At 71.3% G+C, this 18,140-nt stretch carries 19 protein-coding genes; 10 read left to right on the top strand and 9 right to left on the bottom strand.

Going from position 1 to position 18,140, the window contains the following annotated elements:
• Positions 1-57 precede the first annotated feature (57 nt).
• Positions 58-903, top strand: a complete 846-nt coding sequence (locus FN829_RS07260; RefSeq protein ID WP_142986317.1) for an HFX_2341 family transcriptional regulator domain-containing protein — start codon at positions 58-60, stop codon at positions 901-903.
• 458 nt (positions 904-1,361) lie between these two features.
• The gene (locus FN829_RS07255; protein WP_185955712.1) at positions 1,362-2,606 is read left to right on the top strand and encodes a tellurite resistance/C4-dicarboxylate transporter family protein; all 1,245 of its coding nucleotides are present in this window, start codon (positions 1,362-1,364) and stop codon (positions 2,604-2,606) included.
• 90 nt (positions 2,607-2,696) lie between these two features.
• Here FN829_RS07255 and FN829_RS07250 read toward each other — a convergent pair whose 3' ends face one another.
• Positions 2,697-3,692, bottom strand: a complete 996-nt coding sequence (locus FN829_RS07250) for a transcription initiation factor IIB (RefSeq protein ID WP_142986315.1) — start codon at positions 3,690-3,692, stop codon at positions 2,697-2,699.
• A 161-nt stretch (positions 3,693-3,853) separates the two neighbouring features.
• On the opposite strand from FN829_RS07250, the gene FN829_RS07245 reads away from it, so the two are divergent.
• On the top strand, positions 3,854-4,375 hold the full coding sequence (locus tag FN829_RS07245; RefSeq protein ID WP_142986314.1) for a DUF7858 family protein: 522 nt from the start codon (positions 3,854-3,856) through the stop codon (positions 4,373-4,375).
• Between the two features lie 168 nt (positions 4,376-4,543).
• Here FN829_RS07245 and FN829_RS07240 read toward each other — a convergent pair whose 3' ends face one another.
• Positions 4,544-5,317, bottom strand: a complete 774-nt coding sequence (locus FN829_RS07240; protein WP_142986313.1) for an AAA family ATPase — start codon at positions 5,315-5,317, stop codon at positions 4,544-4,546.
• Positions 5,318-5,466: 149 nt separating this feature from the next.
• Here FN829_RS07240 and FN829_RS07235 point away from each other — a divergent pair, with 149 nt between their 5' ends.
• Positions 5,467-6,684, top strand: coding sequence for an MFS transporter (locus tag FN829_RS07235; RefSeq protein WP_142986312.1), 1,218 nt, complete (start codon positions 5,467-5,469; stop codon positions 6,682-6,684).
• A 34-nt stretch (positions 6,685-6,718) separates the two neighbouring features.
• On the opposite strand, the gene FN829_RS07230 is transcribed toward FN829_RS07235, so the two are convergent.
• Both FN829_RS07230 and rnz read right to left on the bottom strand, forming a co-directional pair.
• Positions 6,719-7,150: an HIT family protein gene (locus FN829_RS07230; protein ID WP_142986311.1), complete on the bottom strand. Its 432-nt coding sequence runs from the start codon at positions 7,148-7,150 to the stop codon at positions 6,719-6,721.
• A gap of 99 nt (positions 7,151-7,249) precedes the next feature.
• Entirely contained in the window at positions 7,250-8,182 is a 933-nt protein-coding gene (gene rnz / locus FN829_RS07225) for a ribonuclease Z (protein ID WP_142986310.1), read from the bottom strand.
• A gap of 117 nt (positions 8,183-8,299) precedes the next feature.
• On the opposite strand from rnz, the gene FN829_RS07220 reads away from it, so the two are divergent.
• Entirely contained in the window at positions 8,300-8,635 is a 336-nt protein-coding gene (locus FN829_RS07220; protein WP_142986309.1) for a DUF7538 family protein, read from the top strand.
• Between the two features lie 145 nt (positions 8,636-8,780).
• Positions 8,781-10,727 (top strand): ABC transporter ATP-binding protein, encoded by a 1,947-nt coding sequence (locus tag FN829_RS07215; RefSeq protein ID WP_142986308.1) that lies wholly within the window; start codon positions 8,781-8,783, stop codon positions 10,725-10,727.
• Between the two features lie 4 nt (positions 10,728-10,731).
• Here the strand turns inward: FN829_RS07215 and FN829_RS07210 are convergent, their stop codons facing one another.
• The gene (locus FN829_RS07210; RefSeq protein ID WP_246066468.1) at positions 10,732-11,049 is read right to left on the bottom strand and encodes a DUF5789 family protein; all 318 of its coding nucleotides are present in this window, start codon (positions 11,047-11,049) and stop codon (positions 10,732-10,734) included.
• A 122-nt stretch (positions 11,050-11,171) separates the two neighbouring features.
• On the opposite strand from FN829_RS07210, the gene FN829_RS07205 reads away from it, so the two are divergent.
• Positions 11,172-11,963: a creatininase family protein gene (locus FN829_RS07205; RefSeq protein ID WP_142986307.1), complete on the top strand. Its 792-nt coding sequence runs from the start codon at positions 11,172-11,174 to the stop codon at positions 11,961-11,963.
• Between the two features lie 5 nt (positions 11,964-11,968).
• On the opposite strand, the gene FN829_RS07200 is transcribed toward FN829_RS07205, so the two are convergent.
• From FN829_RS07200 to mdh, 4 genes are all read right to left on the bottom strand, one after another.
• Positions 11,969-12,253 (bottom strand): hypothetical protein, encoded by a 285-nt coding sequence (locus FN829_RS07200; RefSeq protein WP_142986306.1) that lies wholly within the window; start codon positions 12,251-12,253, stop codon positions 11,969-11,971.
• An 89-nt stretch (positions 12,254-12,342) separates the two neighbouring features.
• Positions 12,343-12,750 carry a DUF5790 family protein gene (locus FN829_RS07195; RefSeq protein WP_142986305.1) on the bottom strand — a complete coding sequence of 136 codons (408 nt, stop codon included), beginning with the start codon at positions 12,748-12,750 and terminating at the stop codon, positions 12,343-12,345.
• A gap of 103 nt (positions 12,751-12,853) precedes the next feature.
• Positions 12,854-13,015, bottom strand: a complete 162-nt coding sequence (locus FN829_RS15880) for a hypothetical protein (RefSeq protein ID WP_185955711.1) — start codon at positions 13,013-13,015, stop codon at positions 12,854-12,856.
• Positions 13,016-13,165: 150 nt separating this feature from the next.
• Positions 13,166-14,080 (bottom strand): malate dehydrogenase, encoded by a 915-nt coding sequence (gene mdh / locus FN829_RS07190; RefSeq protein ID WP_142986304.1) that lies wholly within the window; start codon positions 14,078-14,080, stop codon positions 13,166-13,168.
• Between the two features lie 144 nt (positions 14,081-14,224).
• On the opposite strand from mdh, the gene FN829_RS07185 reads away from it, so the two are divergent.
• From FN829_RS07185 to FN829_RS07175, 3 genes are read left to right on the top strand one after another with little or no spacing between them, the layout of a single operon-like run.
• Positions 14,225-14,818, top strand: a complete 594-nt coding sequence (locus FN829_RS07185) for a DUF7474 family protein (RefSeq protein ID WP_142986303.1) — start codon at positions 14,225-14,227, stop codon at positions 14,816-14,818.
• Between the two features lie 46 nt (positions 14,819-14,864).
• Positions 14,865-16,277: an MFS transporter gene (locus FN829_RS07180; RefSeq protein WP_185955710.1), complete on the top strand. Its 1,413-nt coding sequence runs from the start codon at positions 14,865-14,867 to the stop codon at positions 16,275-16,277.
• Positions 16,278-16,324: 47 nt separating this feature from the next.
• Positions 16,325-18,112, top strand: coding sequence for a sensor histidine kinase (locus tag FN829_RS07175; RefSeq protein ID WP_142986302.1), 1,788 nt, complete (start codon positions 16,325-16,327; stop codon positions 18,110-18,112).
• Positions 18,113-18,140: the final 28 nt, after the last annotated feature.

Genomic DNA, 18,140 nt, shown 5'->3' with positions numbered 1-18,140 from the left:
CCGTTTGAGCGACCGTCACGGCGCACCGTTTAAGCGGACGCCACGGGGAGGGGGAGCATGGACACAGCGGTCCCCCGCGTTTCCGAACGGCGCGTCCACGTCGTGCCGCTCGGTCACGAGCACGACCGGATAGTCGAACCCCTCCGCGGCCACGGCGCGGACGTGGTGTACCTGCTCGCCGACGCGCCCGACCGCGAGGCCGAGCGCGGCGCGGTCGACTTCGAGGCGGCCGCCGCCGGCCTGGGAGACGGCCGCGTCGACGTCGACCGGCTGACCGACTACCAACGCGACGCGTGGGCGGAGGCCGCCGAGTTCGCCGCGGTCCGCGCGCTGCCCGTCGCGCTCGCGGACGTGTACGACGTGCTCGGCGTGACGACCACCGTCGCCGCCCGCCACGACGCCGGCGAACCGGACGGCGACCGGCTGTTCGCCAATGTCTCCACCGGCCCGCGGATCGCCGCGGTCGGCGTCGCCATCGCGTGTATGGTCGTCGGTGCGCGACCCTACAGCGTCGAGCCCGAGGTCCACCGCCACGACGTGGCGGAGACGCCGCTCACCGCCGGCGTCGCGGGGACCGTCGACCTGCCGATCTACCCGATGGACGCGCCGACGACGGACCAGGTCGCGGTGCTCGGCCGGCTCCGCGAACGGGCCGACCGCAACGTGACGACGGACAAGTGGAACCTGATCCAGTGGGCCCGCGAGCGCGACCTCTCGTTCCTTCGTGAGGCGGGCGAGAGCCGGACCGCGAAGTACCGCGCGCTGGAGACGCACGTGCTCTCCCCGCTCCGCGACCGCGGCTACGTCGAGTTGGAGGACGTCGGGCGCTCGGACACGGTACACCTCACGGAGACCGGCCGGCGCGTCTTCTTCGCGTTCCAGCACAAGCTCGGCGAGCGCTGAGCGCGTCAGCGGAAAAGCGGAGCGTCGGTTCACGCACCGCCGCGGATCGAGCGATCCGTGCGGATTGTACGGCTCATCCGGATCGTCTATGGCTAACGTAGAATCACCCACCGGGCGTCGGTTTAGGTGCGTGACGCCCCGTCGGGCGGGCGCGGCGCCCCCTCGCCCTCCCCCGCCCTCCGGCCGTCGCCGACCCCTCCCCCCATCGGCGCTCGGCCACCCTCCGTCGCGGTCCCCGCTGACGCGGTCGCGGCCGCTCGGCGGGCGTCACGGACGACGGCTCGTCCGTCGTTTCTTCTCGCGAGGCGACGCCGCTCGTGACGCGTCGTTCGGGTCGTCGGTGTCGAGACGGGTCGAGCCGACCGCTCCCCGCCACGCACCCGAGAACGGTACGCACTTACGGTTTCCCCGACCAGCAGCGCACGGATCGGCGGCGACGACGCCGCCGTGGGACAGCCATGAATGACACGCCGGGAACGGAGGACCGATCCGCCCCTGACCGATCCGCCTCCGACGACCCATCCGCCTCCGACGACCCATCCGCCTCCGACGACCCATCCGTTTCCGACGAGAGGTCGGTCACCGCTCGCCTCGGCCGGGCGGTAGAGACGCTGGACCCGGCGTACTTCGGGTTCGTCATGTCCACCGGGATCGTCTCCGTCGCGTTCCGGGAGCTGGGCGTCGCGGCGGTCGCTCGGCCCCTGTACGTCCTCACCGTCGGGGGATACGGTCTGCTCCTCCTCCTGTTCGCGGCGCGGCTGGCGAGGTCCCCCGAGCGCGTGCTCGCCGACCTCCGCGACCGGGAGCGCCACTGGGGGACGCTGACGTTCGTCGTGGCGACGAACACCGTCGGCGTCCAGCTGTTGGTCTTCTCGGAGGCGACGGCGGCGGCCGCCGCGCTCTGGGCGACGACGGTGGTCGCCACCCCGCTGCTTCTGTACTACCTGTTCGCGACCGAGATCATCGGTGCGCGCAAAGCCGGCGTGAGCGAGCGCATCGACGGCGCCTTCCTGTTGGTGATCGTCTGTGTACAGTCGCTCGCGGTCCTCGGAGGGCTGCTGGCCGAGGCGCTCCCGGCGTACGCCGACGTGACCGTCCTGTTGAGCGTGAGCTACTTCGGCTCGGGATTCGTGCTGTACTTCGTCGTCGTCACCGTCGTCACCTATCGACTGCTCGACGGCGCGGTCCGGCCCGACGACTGGACCGGGCCGTACTGGATCACGATGGGCGCGGCGGCGATCACGACGCTCGCCGGGACCACGATCGGCCCCCAGTTGGAGTCAGTGACGGGGTGGACCCCGTACGCGCCGGTGATCGTCGGCGTCACGTTCCTCGCGTGGGCGATCGCCTCGTGGTGGATCCCGCTTCTCCTGGTCCTCGACGTCTGGTCGTTTCTCACCGACGGCGTCGACTCGAGGCCCCCGACGTGGGCGGTCCTCGTTCCGTGGGCACGGCTCGGGGTCGGTCGGCGACACCACGCGTACGCGCCGACCGCGTGGGGACGGGTCTTCCCGATGGGGATGTACACCGCCTGTACGCTGAACCTCGCCGGCATCGGCACGTTCCGACTGCTCTCGGTCGTGCCGGCGTACTGGGGGTGGTTCGCGCTGGGCGTGTGGGGATTGACCTTCCTCGGGATGACGCGGGCCGTCGTGCGGGTGCTCTCCGAAGGGACGGAAGCGACGCAGTCCGAGTCCGCTTGAGCGTCCTCGTTCACGTCCGTTCGTCGACGCCCAGTTTCTTCGAAGACCGACGGCGGAGACGAGAGCCGGGTCGTCCCGCGTGGTGAGCGGCTACGGCTCCTCGCGCAGTTCGACGTACGTCCGGCGGATCGTTACGGGCGTGACGCCCGCGGCGTCGGCGGCCTCCTGTTGGGTACAGTCGACGTCGCACTGCCGAGCCGCGGTGTACAGGCAGGCGGCGGCGACGCCGACGGGGTTGCGGCCGTTCGCGATCCCCTCCTCGACGGCGCGGTCGGCGAGTTCACGGGCGCGCGCCTCGACGCTCGAGTCAACCCCGAGGTCGCTCGCGAACCGCGGGAGATACTCGGCGGGCGCGGCCGGACCGATCGGGAGCCCGAGCTCGCGGTTCATCGCGTCGAAGGCGGCGCGGTGTTCCGCCTCGGTCGCTTTCGCCTCGGCGCACACCTCGCCGACGGTCCGGGCGACGTCGGCGGTGCGGCAGGCGACGTAGACGCACGCGGCGGCGAACCCCTCGAGCGAGCGCCCCCGGAGCAGGCTCTCCGACTGCGCCGAATCGAACAGCGCACAGGCCGTGTCTCTGAGGCTCGTCGGCAGCTCCAGCGCGCCGGTAAGCCGCCTGATCTCGGTGTAGGCGTACACCTTGTTGCGGTCGCGCTTCGTGGAGATCCGCGCGCGGTTGTGCTGGGTACGCATCCGGGCCATCCGGCGGCGTTTGCGTCCCTTGAGCCGGGTCGATCGACCGATCTCCGTCGAGAGTCCGCGGTCGTGTCGCGAGCGCGTCAGCGGCGCGCCCGTGCGTTTGGGGTCCGTGTCGTCGTCCGAAAAGGAGCGCCACTCGGGACCGTGGTCGATCCGGTCTGCCTCGAGGACGAGCCCGCAGTCGACGCAGGCGCGCTCCGCACTGTCGACCTCGGTGCGCCCGCCGCATTCGGGACACTCCTCGGCGGCGTGGACGGCGTCGGTCGCGGGCGAGGTCGTTTCGGCCGTCGCGGGCGAGGTCGCATCGACGGTTCGGGAGGCGGTCTCGGCGATGCGGGCGTTCCGGGTACGGCGCGAACGGATGCGGGTCGAAGGTGCCTTGCTCATCACATCTGAACCTCGGTCCCGATCCCTTACTTAAACCCCGGTGGATCGGGGGGTGAACCACCGGACCGGCGGGCTCACACCGACCGGTTACCGGTCGGTGATCGGCGTCGACCCCGCCGGAGTACGGTGGTTTTATGTACACGACCGCGTGAGCGGTTGACATGACGCTGTCGGAGATCGCGGAGGGGCTCGAGGTCACCGTCGGCCAGCGCGACCGGGGCGTCGCCGTCGCCGACGACACGGAGACGCCGTTGGCCGATCGCCTGCGCGAGCACGCCGAGAAGCTGCCGTGTACGCCGGAGGCGACCGCGACGCTCGTGGACGCGTACACGGCCGGGAGAAGCGTCGGCGACGCCGCCGCTGACGCCGGCGTCGCGCCCATGACCGCCGCGAAGACCCTCCACCGCTGTGGCGTTTCCGGGGTCTGCCCGCTCGCGCCCACCCGGCGAGGCGTCGTCCGCGACTGGCTCGACGGCCGGCTCGCCCGCAGCGAGGCGGTGACGCTCGCCGGCGGCGACGACGCGGACTTCGCGCTCGCGACGTACGTCGAGACGCACGACCCGGTTCCGGCGGTCGCCGACGTGGTGGCGGCGAAGCTCGCCGGGTCCTCGACGCTCGGGTCCGGCCTCGGCGCGGACGACCCCCTCGGCGACGCGCTCGGATCGCCCGACGACCTCCGCTGACTCCGCCGACCTCCGTCGCTACCTTCTCCGTCGCTACCTTCTCCGTCGCTACCTTCTCCGTCGCTACCTTCTCCGTCGCTACCTTCTCCGTCGCTACCTTCTCCGTCGCTACCTTCTCCGTCGCTACCTTCTCCGTCGCTACCTTCTCCGTCGCTACCTTCTCCGTCGCTACCTTCGCATCCGCTCGATCAGCCCCTCCTCCGAGAAGTCGATCTCGAGCGTCGTATCGAAGAGCCGGGCGTACGCGTCGGCGACCGTCCGCGCGTAGTCCCCGTCGCCCGTCGCGGTCACGGGCGCGGCCGTCACGCGCGGGTCCGTCTCCGGGAGCGTCACGTCGGCGTCGGTCTCGGCGCCGATCCCGCGCGATACCGCGACCGTCGCGTCGACGCTCGCGCCCACGTCGGCGATCCGACCGTGGAGCCGCTGGACCGCGTCGCTGCCGTGCGGTGTCGCGGGGCGGACCGCGACGACGCCGTCCGCGGCCGTGACCGCCGCGACCGCCTCGTTCGACGCCACCGGCGACGCGTCGACGACCACCGCGTCGTAGGCGGTCGCCGCCTCGTCGATCCGCCGCTCGAGCCCACGCGCCGCCTCGGACGTCTTCGCGCGGGCGACCCGTTCGAACGGAGCGCGGGCGGGGATCACGTCCGCGCGTCCCGGAAGGCTCCCGGCCCCGTCGCCTCCGTCTCCGGACCGGTCGCCGAGCGCGATCGGGTACGTCGCCGCCGACAGCGACGCGCCGGCCTCGTCGGTGAGGAGCGTCGTGAGGTCGGTTCCGATCCGACCGTGAACGTACTCGGAGAGCCCCTGCGTCGCGTACGCGGCGTCGATCACCGCCACGTCCCGGCCGCCGCGCGCGCCGACCGTCGCCAGCTCGACGGCCGTCCGTGTCGTCCCTGCGCCGCCGGTCGCCCCGACCAGCGCGAGCGTCGTCGCGTGCATGGAGTCGCTCTCTGGAGTCGGCTGTTAAGCGTCGCGGATCGCCTCGGGGGACCGCTCCGTCGACGAGGCGGGAGCCCCGCCGCTCGTCCGGCCCGATCCGGAGGCCGTCCCAAGGTTTATGTTCCGATTTTCGGTACCGTGACCGATAGATGGCAGCCATCGCAGACGGGAAGTGGCGCGCGCTCGCGCTCGTCGGCGTCGCGGAGTTGTTCGTCATGACGCTCTGGTTCAGCGGGACCGCCGTCGGGCCGGAGCTGGCCGCCACGTGGGGGCTCTCTCCCGCCGAGACGGCCTGGCTGACCAACGCGGTCCAGCTCGGGTTCGTCGTCGGGGCCCTCGCGTCGGCGTCGCTGACGATCGCGGACGTCGTCCCGCCGCGGTACCTGTTCGCCGGCTCCGCGCTGGCCGGCGCCGCGGGGACGGCGGTCATCGCGGCGGTCGTCGCGAGCGGGCCGCCCGCGATCCTCCTGCGGTTCCTGACGGGCGTCGCGCTCGCGGGCGTGTACCCCACGGGGATGAAGATGATGGCGTCGTGGTTCGACGAGGGGCGGGGGCTGGCGATCGGGGTCCTCGTCGGCGCGTTGACGGTGGGATCGGCGTCGCCGCACCTCCTGCGGGCGGTCAGCGGGATCGGTCGCCCCGACGTGGTTCTGTACGGCACCGCCGCCCTCGCGGCGCTCGGGGGCGTGCTCGTCCTCGCGTACGAGGACGGCCCACATCAGCCCGAGACCGCCCCCTTCGACCCGAGCGCGATCCGGCGGATCGTCACCGACCGTGGCGTCCTCCTCGCGAACCTCGGCTACTTCGGCCACATGTGGGAGCTGTACGCGGTCTGGACGTGGATCCCCGTCTACCTCGCCGCGAGCTTCGAGGCCGGCGGAGTGGTCGCCGCCGACCGGCGAGCCGCGCTGCTCGCGTTCGCGACGATCGCCGTCGGCGGCGTCGGCGCGTGGCTGGCCGGCTCCGCGGCCGACCGCTGGGGGCGCTCAGTCGTCACCAGCGCCTCGATGGCCGTCTCGGGTGGCGCCTGTCTGCTCGCGGGCGTCGTCTTCGGCGCCGCACCCGTCGTGGTCGTCCCGTTCGTGCTCGTCTGGGGCTTCGTCATCGTCGCCGACTCCGCGCAGTTCTCCGCGGCGGTCTCGGAGCTCGCCGACGAGAGCTACGTCGGGTCGGCGCTGACCCTCCAGACCGCGGTCGGCTTTCTCATCACCATCGCGTCGATCCAGCTCGTTCCGGTCGTGCGCGACGCCGTCGGCTGGCGGTGGGCGTTCGCCCCGCTCGTCGTCGGGCCGCTCGTGGGCACCGCCGCAATGCTGTGGCTCCGCACGCTTCCGGCGAGCGAGCGGCTGGCCGGCGGACGGGGATGACTCGGTTCGATCGGGGCGCGGGCGGGGGAGGCGCTTACACGTCGATCGCGGCCGCGACCTCCTCGGCGATCCCGTCCAGTTCGTCGTCGGAGAGGTCGGGACGCTTCCCGGCGACCGCGTGGATCGGCGCGCCGCCGTCGCCCTCGAACCGCGGGACGACGTGCGCGTGAACGTGCGGGACCTCCTGGCCGGCCGCCTCCCCGTCGTTGATCCCGACGTTCGCCGCGTCGGCGTCGACGGCGTCCTGGACGCGGGACGTGAGGTCGCTCACCGCGTCGAACAGGGCGCTCGCGGCGTCGGCGTCGAGGTCGCCGACGCGCTCGGCGTGTGTCTTCGGGATCACGAGCGTGTGCCCGCGTGCGAGCGGGTTGGCGTCGAGGAACGCCAGGACCTCGTCGGTCTCGTACACCGTCCGCGCGGGGATCTCCCCGTCGACGATCGAACAGAAGATACAGTCGTCGGACATACGCGAGGGGTCGACGCCGCGACGTATCAAGGTTTCCCGGCCGAGGAACGCGTCCGGGAGGTAGTCTCGGGCGTCACTCCTCGAGTGAAGCGTCGGACGTCACTCCTCGGCGTCGGGGAACGGCACCTCGATCAGCGTCCCGTCGTCGGGGAGGAGACACTCGCCGTCGAACGCCTCGCGGGCCTCCCGCAGGATGGGCGAGGCGTCCGCCGCGTACCGCGAGGAGATGTGGACGAGCGCGAGTCGCTCGGCGTTCGCGCGCTCGGCGATCCCCCCCGCCTCGCCGCCGGTCGAGTGGGCCGTGTCGCGGGCGCGATCGGCCATCTCCTCGGCGAAGGTCGCGTCGTGAACGAGGAGGTCGGCTCCCTCGGCGACCTCGACGGTGCGCTCACGGGGTCGGGTGTCCGCGGTGTAGACCAGCTTCCGCCCGGGTCGCGGCGGCCCGACGACTCGGTCGGGCTCCACGACGGTTCCGTCCTCCAGCTCGACCGACTCGCCCGCGTGGAGTCGGCCGAACGCCGGACCGACTGGGACGCCGAGCTCCTCCGCCTTCGGACGGTCGAACCGACCGGGGCGATCGATCTCCTCGAGGACGTACCCCTGTGAGACGGTGCGGTGTGTCGTCTCGAAGGCGCGAACCTCGTAGTCGTCGGCGCCGAGCGCGACGTCGCCGGGGGCGACCTCCGCGATCCGGACCGGGAACCCCGGTTGGTGGCCCGCGGCGTGGACGAGGTCGTGGAGATCGTCGCCGGTCCCGGGCGGGCAGTGGATCGAGAGCGGCTCTGTCCGGTCGTTGAACCCGAGCGTCTGTACGAGGCCGGGGATCCCGAGGACGTGGTCGCCGTGGAGGTGCGAGACGAACAGGTGATCGAGCCCGAAGCCGGTGCCGGCCCGCATCATCCCGCGTTGGGTGCCCTCGCCGCAGTCGAACAGCAGGCGGTCGCCCTCGCGGTTGACGAACAGGGCGCTCGGCGCGCGCTCGGTGGTCGGGACGGCACCGCCCGTCCCGAGGAAGGTGACGCGAAGGGACATACGCACCCTGCGGCCGGCGGGGGTAAACTCCTTTCGAGCCGCGTCGCCGGGGCGGTCGAGTCGAGAGGGACCGTCCGCGGTCGAAGCCGACATGAGGCTCCCGCCTCGAAACCGAACATGAACGACGAGATCGCCGCGCTCGTCCGCCAGGAGGGGTGGCGGGCGGAGGGTGCCGCGGCGCGCGTCCACTACGACGGCGGGGGGATCCGCTTCGCCGTGGAGTTCTACGCCGAGGCCGACGCCGTTCTCTACTGGACGGTCCCCGAGAGCGCGGGATCGGAGGCGTCGGTCTCGGAGGGGGGATCTGCCGCGTCGAGCGGCGAGTCGACGCCCGGAGCCGACACGGCCGCGCCGGTCCCGCGCGAGTCGGTCCCGGACCCGCTCCGGCGACGGATCCGCGAGGACTTGGCGGACGCCGGCGTCGATCCCGCCGTGGAGCGTCGGACGATCTGACTCGGAGCCACCGTCGCTACCGTCGTCCGGTCGGAGTTCGATGGCACGTGGCCGTATCCGCCGATAGCGGTCGTTCTCTCCGGTTTCTGTTGGCTAGGATCGACCCGAAGGAAACGCACTTGCGTCGTGGCCCGATAGGATCGGTATGAGTGGGACCGAGTGGGACGACGACGACCCGTTCGAGGAGCAGCGCGCGGAGGTCGAGAACCCGATGAAGCGGCTGTTCTCCGAGTACGGCCGCGCGTACATCCCGCAGGTGACGGTCGGCGTCGTCGCCAGCGTCTTCGCGCGGCTGCTCGACCTCCTCCCGCCGCTCATGTTGGGGATCGCCATCGACGCGGTGTTCTACGAGGACGCGCTCTTCAGCGAGCAGATCCCGCTCGTCGTGCTCCCGGAGGCGTGGCTCCCGACGGACCGACCCGAACAGTTCTGGTTCACGGTCGCCGTCATCGCCGGCGCGTTCGCGCTCGGCGCGGCGTTCCACTGGGTCCGCAACTGGGGGTTCAACGCCTTCGCCCAGCACATCCAACACGACGTGCGGACCGACACCTACGACCGGATGCAGCGGCTGAACATGGAGTTCTTCTCCGACAAGCAGACCGGCGAGATGATGTCGATCCTCTCGAACGACGTGAACCGCCTCGAGCGCTTTTTAAACGACGGGATGAACTCGCTGTTCCGGCTCTCCGTGATGGTCGTCGGCATCGGCGGGCTCCTGGTGTGGATCAACTGGCAACTGGCCCTCGTGGCGCTCCTGCCGGTCCCGATCATCGCCGGGTTCACGTACGTCTTCATCCGGACGATCCAGCCGAAGTACGCCGCGGTTCGCTCCTCGGTCGGGAAGATGAACTCGCGGCTCGAGAACAACCTCGGCGGCATCCAGGTGATCAAGTCCTCGAACACCGAGCCGTACGAGTCCGACCGCGTCGACGACGTCTCGATGGACTACTTCGACGCCAACTGGGGCGCGATCCGGACCCGGATCAAGTTCTTCCCGGCGCTGCGCGTGCTCGCCGGCATCGGCTTCGTCTTCACCTTCGTCGTCGGCGGCCTCTGGGTGTTTCAGGACGCGCCGCCGGGACCCTTCACCGGCGAACTCTCCGTCGGGATGTTCGTCGTCTTCATCCTCTACACCCAGCGGTTCATCTGGCCGATGGCGCAGTTCGGCCAGATCATCAACATGTACCAGCGCGCCAGGGCCTCCTCCGAGCGCATCTTCGGGCTGATGGACGAGCCCTCGAAGCTCGAGGAGGACGCCGACGCTCCCGACCTCGTCGTCGAGGAGGGAGAGGTAGTCTACGACGGCGTCACCTTCGGCTACGACGAGGAGCCGATAGTCCGGGACGTCGACTTCGCCGTCGAGGGCGGCGAGACGCTCGCCCTGGTCGGACCGACGGGAGCCGGGAAGTCGACCGTGCTCAAGCTACTCCTCCGGATGTACGACGTCGACGAGGGGTCGATCCGGATCGACGGCCAGGACGTCGGCGAGGTCACGCTGCGGTCGCTTCGCCGGTCGATCGGCTACGTCGGACAGTCCTCGTACCTGTTCTACGGCACCGTCCGCGAGAACATCACCTACGGCGCGTTCGACGCGACCGACGAGGAAGTCCGTGAGGCCGCGAAGGCCGCGGAGGCGCACGCGTTCATCGAGAACCTCCCGGACGGCTACGACACGATGGTGGGCGAACGCGGCGTGAAGCTCTCGGGGGGACAGCGCCAGCGGGTCACCATCGCCCGCGCGGTGTTGAAGGACCCGGACGTCCTCGTCCTGGACGAGGCCACCTCGGACGTCGACACGGAGACGGAGATGCTGATCCAGCGGTCGATAGACAGGCTCACCGCCGACCGAACGACGTTCGCGATCGCCCACCGGCTCTCGACGATCAGGGACGCCGACACCATCCTCGTGTTGGAGGACGGCGAGGTCGTCGAGCGGGGCAGCCACGACGACCTGCTGGAGAACGGGGGGCTGTACGCGCACCTCTGGGGCGTTCAGGCCGGCGAGATCGACGAGCTACCGCAGGAGTTCATCGACCGAGCCCAGGAGCGGACCGCACGGGTCCTCGAGGACGCCGAGGGAGACGACGACTAGCGACTCACGGCGACCGCCGGCTCCAGTCCCCGGTCTCCCTGCCGACCGTCTCCGGATCGACTGGGTTCCCGGTTCCATCGACGCCGACGATCGCGAGGATCGCGTCGCGGACCTGCCGGGGTTCACGGAACGTCGCGACCTCGGTGCGGCGCAACACCGCCTCCAGCCGGTCCGTTCCGTCGGCGTGTTCGAGTTCGAAACCGCCGTATTGCTCTATCAGTTCCTCCTTCGTCACCGGGTAGGCGTGCTCGCGAAGCGCCGGCTTCAGCGGGCCGAACGTCACGCCGTAGACCGCCTCCGAGGTGACTTCATCGTCGGTCATATCCGCCGATCCACGCCCGACGAATTAAGTCCCGGGGCGAACGCCGGCGAGGACCGTCCCGCCGCCCCCGCGGAACCCGCCTCGACCGTCGACTATACGGGGCCGGTGGACGGAATGGGCGTATGCGACTCGCGGACGCGACCTGGACCGACGTGCGGGACGCCGACGTCGACGTGGCGTTCCTCCCGATCGGCAGCACCGAACAGCACGGCCCGCACGCGCCGCTCGGTACCGACACGCTGAACGCGGTCGCCGTCGCGGAGGCGGCCGCGGCGGCGTACGACGCGGAGCCGCGGGCGGGCGTCGCCGACGGCGTCTCCCGCGGCGAGGCGCTCGTCGCCCCCCCGATCCCCGTCGGCGTCGCCGAGGAGCACCGCGCGTTCGACGGGACGATGTGGGTGAGTCCCGACGCGTTCCGGACGTACGTGCGGGAGGCGGCCGCCTCGCTTACGGCGCACGGCGTCGACCGCGTCGCCTTCGTGAACGGTCACGGCGGGAACGTCGAGGCGCTCGCGGAGGTCGCCCGGCGCTTCTCGCGTGACCCCGCCCACGACGGCTACGGGGTGGCGTTCACGTGGTTCGAGGCGGTCGGCGAGCACGCGGGCGACATGGGCCACGCCGGGCCGCTGGAGACGGCGCTTCTGCGCGCGACGAACCCCGACCTCGTCCGCGAGGACCGCGTCGACGACGCGCGCGACGGCGGGGCCGACCGCTGGGGCGAGTGGGTCTCGGGCGTGAACCTCGCGCACGACTCCGAGGAGTTCACCGACAACGGGGTCGTCGGCGACCCGACCGCGGGTGACGGCGAGCGCGGCCGGGAGCTGCTCGACCTCGCGAGCGACGCGCTCGCCGAGCTGGCGCGGGCGGTCGTCGACAGGGAGGCCGTCGATCGGCAGGTCGAAAACGACGGGTAGCCCGCTTAGATGAGGTCGTCGGGGTCGTGTGCGTCGCGCATCCGCCGCGCCTCCGCGGCGTAGCGCTCCCGTAACTCGGGGTCGTCGACGGCCCCGAGTTCGCCCGGCCCGGCCTCAACCGCCGCGGTGGTGTCCCGAACGTCCGAGAACGACGTGAGCGCGCGCTCCTTCCGGAAGTACCGCTCGCCGTCGGGGGTGGCGTACGTGAGGATCACCAGGTTCTGTTCGTCGTCGGAGTAGGTCCGCTCGACCAGCCAGACGCGAACGGCCTCCGTGGTTGGTTCCGCCATGTCCGGGAGTTCGTGCGCACGATACATAAACCGAGGAGGGCGTTACCGGCGGGAGAGGACGGGTCCTGGACCGGTCCCTCGGATCCGCCCTACTCGTCGCCCTCGGCGTCCCCGGCGTCCTGGAGCGCGCCGCGGATCGCGGGGATCGTTCCGGTGAGCGAGGCCACCTCCTCGGCGGCCGACTCGATGTCGCCAACGAGCGACTCCAGGTCGGCGATCTCCGCTTCGAGGTCCTCGGCGTCCTCGAAGGCGTCGGCGCGCTCGCCGAGGACGTACGCCTTCTTCGCCGAGCGGACGTGATCGACCGCGTCGCCGACGTCGAGCGCCGATTTGAGCCCGTTGAGCGCGCCGAGCACGTTCTCGGCGTCGGTCACCCACACGTCGTCGGGGTCAGGAAGCTCCTCGCGGGCGGCCTCGAGGTGCTCCTCGACCTCCGCACGAGTCTCCGCCGCCGCCTCCCCGAACAGGTCGTCGTCGTCGAACGTGGACTGGCTCATGCGGGGACCGTCGTGCCGACGCGGTTTATATTCGAGCCCGAAAGCGAAAGTGAAATCCGGCGATAGCGTGGCCCCGTGTGGGATCGACGAAGCCGCGTGCGGCTCAGACCCGGCCGAGGAGTTCGAACGTCACGAGGAGGATCGCGACCGTCAGGAACCCGGCGAGGACCGCCAGGGTACGCAGCCACGGGAGGACGGTCTCGGCGTCCGGCGTCGCCGCGATCAGGAGGCGGAGCGCCCGCGGGTCGGCCTCTCCCTCGTTCATGTTCGAGCCACGGAGCGGCGACCAGATGAAGCCGACTATGAGGCGTCCGTCCGGGATCGGCGAGGTCGGGAGCGGTGCGGAGCGAAACGGAGCGGTACGGAACGGTACGTACGGAACGGAGCAGTACGGATCCCGATGGAACCGCGTCGTCTACGCGATCTTCCCGTACTGCTCGGAGAGCTTCTCGGCGGCCTCGTCGAGGAGTTCGGTTTCGTACTCGTCGAGGTCCCACTCGATCACCTCCTCGACGCCGTTCGAGCCGAGCTTCGCCGGAACCCCGAGCGCGGTGTCCTCGTAGCCGTACTCGCCGTCGAGCACGACCGAGCAGGGGAGCACCTCTCCGGTGTCGTTCACGATCGCCTCGACCGTGTGTGCGACGCCGGTGGCGGGACCCCACTGGGTCGCGCCCTTCCGGCTGATCACGTCCATCGCGGACTCCTGGAGGTCAGCGAGGATCTCCTCGCGCTCGTCGGCGTCGAAATCGGGGTCGCGGCCGTTCACGCGCACCTTCGAGAACACCGGTGCCTGCGCGTCGCCGTGCTCGCCGAGGATCGTCGCCTCGACGTTCCTCACGGGTGCGTCGAACCGCTCGGAGAGGACGTACCGGAAGCGCGCGGAGTCGAGCCGCCCGCCGAAGCCGACCACCTGGCCGCGGTCGCGGTCGCCCGCCTCGTAGAGGTGGCGGTTGAGTAGATCGACCGGGTTCGAGGTGGTGACGGTGACGAAGTCGTCGTTGTGCTCCGCGATCGACGAGCCGATGTCCTCCATGATCGGCGCGTTGTCGCCGGCGAGATCGATCCGGGTCTGCCCCTCCTTTCGGGGGATCCCGGCCGTGATCACGACGACGTCGGAGCCGGCGGTGTCCGCGTACTCGCCCTGTCTGACCGTCGTGTTCGAGTCGTAGGCGACGCCGTGGTTCGCGTCCGCCGCCTGGCCGATCGTCGTCTCCCGCTGGTCCGGGATGTCGACGAAGACGAGTTCGTCGACCACGTCGCGCAGTGCGAGATTGTAGCCGGCCGCGGCTCCCACCGTTCCCGCCGCGCCGATCACGCTGACTTTGGTCATGCCAGTTACTAGCGGGGTCGGCCGGCGAGTAAACGTTTCGGAAGGGCCGATCGACCGCCGGAGGACGGCGGCGTGCGAGCGAGCGAACTCGGCTCCGCACGCGTCGCGAAAACCCTAACTCCGGCCGCGACGCAGGGGCGAGTAGTGCCGACGTTCCGCTACCCGTGTCCCGGCTGTCGGACGACCAACAGCCTCCACGACGCCGACTGCGAGTTCGAGGGCGTGAGCTGGCCCACCGTCGAGAAGGCGTACACGGACCTGCTGTCGGTCCTCACGAGCGAGCCTGACGGGCTCTCCGAGCCGGCGCTCCGGGAGGCGGTCCCCGCCGAGTGGGGCGGGCTCCACAAGGCCGCGCTGGGCGCGCTCGAACGCGAGCAGCGGGTCGTCCGCGAAGACGACGACCTCAGGCTGCTCACCGCCGCGGAGTTCAAGGAACTCGTCTCGGAGCCGACCCGCGAGCCGATGCGAACCGTCTACGAGCGCGGCTCCGTCCCCGGCTGTCACGACAACGCCGTCTTCGCGATGGTCGCGTGGTACGAGATGGTGGGACTCTCCTGGCCGGAGACCAAGGAGAACGTCGTCGAGTGGCTCCACACCTCCGGCGCGTGGGACCGCGGCGGCTTCGATGAGTCCTCGCCCGAGGAGCTCGTCGAGTCGAAACGCCACGTGTACGACGCGGGGTACGGCTGGAAGGAGAAGGGGCAGGCGGCGAAACGGGTCATCGAGCGACACGGCTGACCGTCGACGTCGTCCCGTTTAAGCCCCGTCGGGACGTTTCGCGACCGTGACACACCCGGAAGCGGGAGCGGCGTCGCTCGACGGCGCGAACGGGAGCGCGGCGTCTCCGTCGGAGGAGGATTCGGAGGGTCGCTCGTTGGGCCCTCCTGCCGTCTCCAATCCCCGCCGCGCGCTCGCCGTGGTGATCGGCGTCGTGTTCATCGACCTCGTCGGCTTCGGGATCGTGATCCCGATCCTCCCCTTCTACGTGCGGTCGTTCGGCGTCAGCGACGCCTTCATCGGGCTGCTCGCGGCGTCGTACTCGCTCGCACAGTTCCTCGCCGCGCCCACGCTCGGACGGCTCTCAGACCGGATCGGCCGCCGGCCCGTCCTGCTCGCGTCGCTCGCGACCGCCGGGGTCGCGTGGGTGACGTTCGGCTACGCCGGGGAGTCCGGCGCGCGCTTCGGAACGACCGCCGCGCTCGCGACGCTCTTCGCCTCCCGGACCCTCGCGGGAGCGATGGGGGGAAACATCGCCGCCGCACAGGCGTACGTCGCCGACATCACCCCGCGGGACCGTCGGGCGGGCGCGCTCGGCCTCGTCGGGGCCTCGTTCGCGCTCGGGTTCGTCTTCGGGCCGGCCATCGGCGGGCTGCTCGCCGCCGACCCCGTGGTCGCCCGCGCCGACGCGCTCCTCCCGGCGTTCGTCCCGGCGACGCCGTACTCGCTGCCGAGCTTCGCCGCCGCCGGGATGAGCTTCCTCGCGGTCGGTGTGGGCGGTCTCTTCCTCGAGGAGCCGGACCGCGACCGCTCCGGCGGATCGGCCGCCCGGACGACCGCGATCGGACAGTTCCGGGAGGCGCTCGACTCCGTCACCCTCCGGCCGCTCACGGTCGCGTACTTCCTCGTCGCCGTCGCGTTCGCGGGCGTACAGGTGATGTTCATTCCGTACGTCGCCGACGCGTTCGGCTACGACGCGACCGCCGCCGCGTTCCTGCTCACCTACGTGGGCGTCCTCGGCGCGGTGAACCAGGGCGTGCTCGTCGGACGGCTCTCGCGGGTCGTCCCCTCCCGAACGCTCGTCGCCGCCGGCTCCGTGGTCCTCGGCGGGGCGCTCGTCGCGATCCCGACGACCGGGGTCGTCGACCGCGTCGCCGGCGGCGTCGCCGTCGGCGGCCCGGCGTGGCTCACGCTCCCGCTCGTGTGCCTCCTCGTCGCGCTCGCGGCGCTCTCGTTGGGGAACGCCCTCGTCAACGTCTCGCTGGCGACGCTCGTCTCGGCGTCCGCCGGCGACGCCGAACAGGGGGCGGCCTTCGGCGTCACGCAGGGCGCGTCGAGCCTCGGGCGGACCGTCGGCCCGCCGCTGATGGCGGTGTTGTACACGGTCGCCGTCGCCTCGCCGTTCCTCGTCGGCGCCGTGCTCCTCGTCCCGGTCGCGGTCGCGTTCGGGCGGCGCTCCGCCGTCGTTCGGACCGCGTGACCGCGACAGTTTTACGCCGACCGTCGTCGTCGTAGCCGACACGACACATGGTCCCCGACGTCGTCCCCGCGTGGCCCGTCCTCGGCTCGTTGGCCGGTGGCGTCGGTGCGCTCGGGCTCGCGTGGACGATCCGAGAACACCGGGGGCGTCCCGGAGTCGCTTGGTTCCTCGGCGTGTTCGCCGCGCAGGCGACGTGGTGTCTCTCCTACGGGGTGGGGTTACTCGTCGAGGGCCGGACCCTCCGTATCGCCCTCGAGGCGGCGACCTGGCTCGGGATCGTCTGGGCGGGGATCGCCTTTCTCGGCTTCGCGCTCGCGTACACGGGACGGAGCGACGTGATCCGGAGTCGCCTCTTCGTTGCCGCCGTCGGGTTCGGCCTGCTCTCGACGCTCGTTCTCGCCACCAACCCGGTCCACGGCGCGTTCTGGACGGAATTCGGGCTCGATCCGGTCTTCGGCGTCTCGACCGTCTCGTACGCCTTCGGCCCGTGGGCGTACCTCGTCGTCGCCGTCGAGACGGTGCTCGTCGCGAGCGCGGTGTTCCTGCTCGTCGACACGCTGCTCAGTTACGGGCCGCTCTACCGCCGCGAGAGCGCCGCGGTCGCGTTGAGCTCGCTTCCGCCCGGATTCGCCTTGGTCGCGTGGACGCTCGAGATCGGTCCAGTCCCGCAGCTCCAGCTCGCGCCGCTCATGTTCGTCCCGCACGTGCTGCTCGACGCGTACGCGTTCGACCGCGCGGAGATGTTCGATCGGTACCCGACGACCAGTCGCGCCGCCGAACGAACGGCGATCGACGACCTGACCGACCCCGTGATCGCGCTCGCGCTCGACGGACGGATCGTCCGGCTCAACCCGGCCGCCGAGACGCTCGTCGGGGTCGAGGCCGCGACCGCCCGCGACCGCCCGCTCGACGCGTTTCTCGACGTGCCGATCGACGTCGACGAGGGGAACGAGGGCAACGCGGACGCCGAAGTGGCGGTCGAGGCGGACGGCCGCCGGCGCACGTACGCGGTGTCGACCTCGCGACTGACCGATCCGAACGGGACGCACGTGGGGTACACCGTCGTCCTCTCGGACGTCACCGAGCGCGAGCGCCGCCGCCAACAGCTCGAGGTGCTCAACCGGGTGCTCCGACACAACCTCCGCAACGACGCCGGCGTCGTCCACGGATACGGCGAACTGCTCGCTGACCGGATCGAGGACCCCGAACTCGCGCGGATGGCCGACGCGCTCGAGCGACGCTCCGGCGCGCTGGCCGCGCTCGGCGAGAAGGCCGGCACCGTCGAGTCGCTGCTCGACGACGCCGAGCCGACCTCGGTCGACGTCGTCGAGGCGGTCGAGACGATCGTCGCCGCCGCCCGCGAGCGCGAACCGGGCGCGACCGTCGAGGCATCGATCAACGCCGGCCGTCGCGAGGGGTACGCGACCGCTCGGCTCAGAGCCGACGCGTTCCGGGCGATCGTCGAGAACGTCGTCGAGAACGCGATCGACCACCACGACGGCGCGGGCACGGAGCGCGAGGACGGCGGGCCGTGGGTCCGTGTGACGCTTCGACGCGAGGACGCGGACGGCGGAGAGGATTCGGAGAGCGACGGGGGTGCGGGCGGTGGCGACCGGTTCCTCCTCGTCGTCGAGGACGACGGACCGGGGATCCCCGACCACGAGGTGAAGGCGGTCGAGTCGGGCCGGGAGACCGCGCTCGAGCACGGCTCCGGGCTCGGACTGTGGGTCGTCGAGTGGGCCGCCGGCGCGCTGGGAGCCGACGTGGAGTACGCCGACCGCGACCCGCGCGGAACGCGGGTGACGGCGTCGGTCCCGGTCGCGGACGAGGAGTGATGCGCCGATCGTGTTCGAACGAGCCCGA

The sequence above is a fragment of the Halorubrum cibi genome (assembly GCF_900182635.1).
Taxonomy (GTDB): Archaea; Halobacteriota; Halobacteria; order Halobacteriales; family Haloferacaceae; genus Halorubrum; species Halorubrum cibi.
Note: the sequence above shows the minus strand (reverse complement) of the source record. Positions and strands in the feature narration are given on the sequence as shown.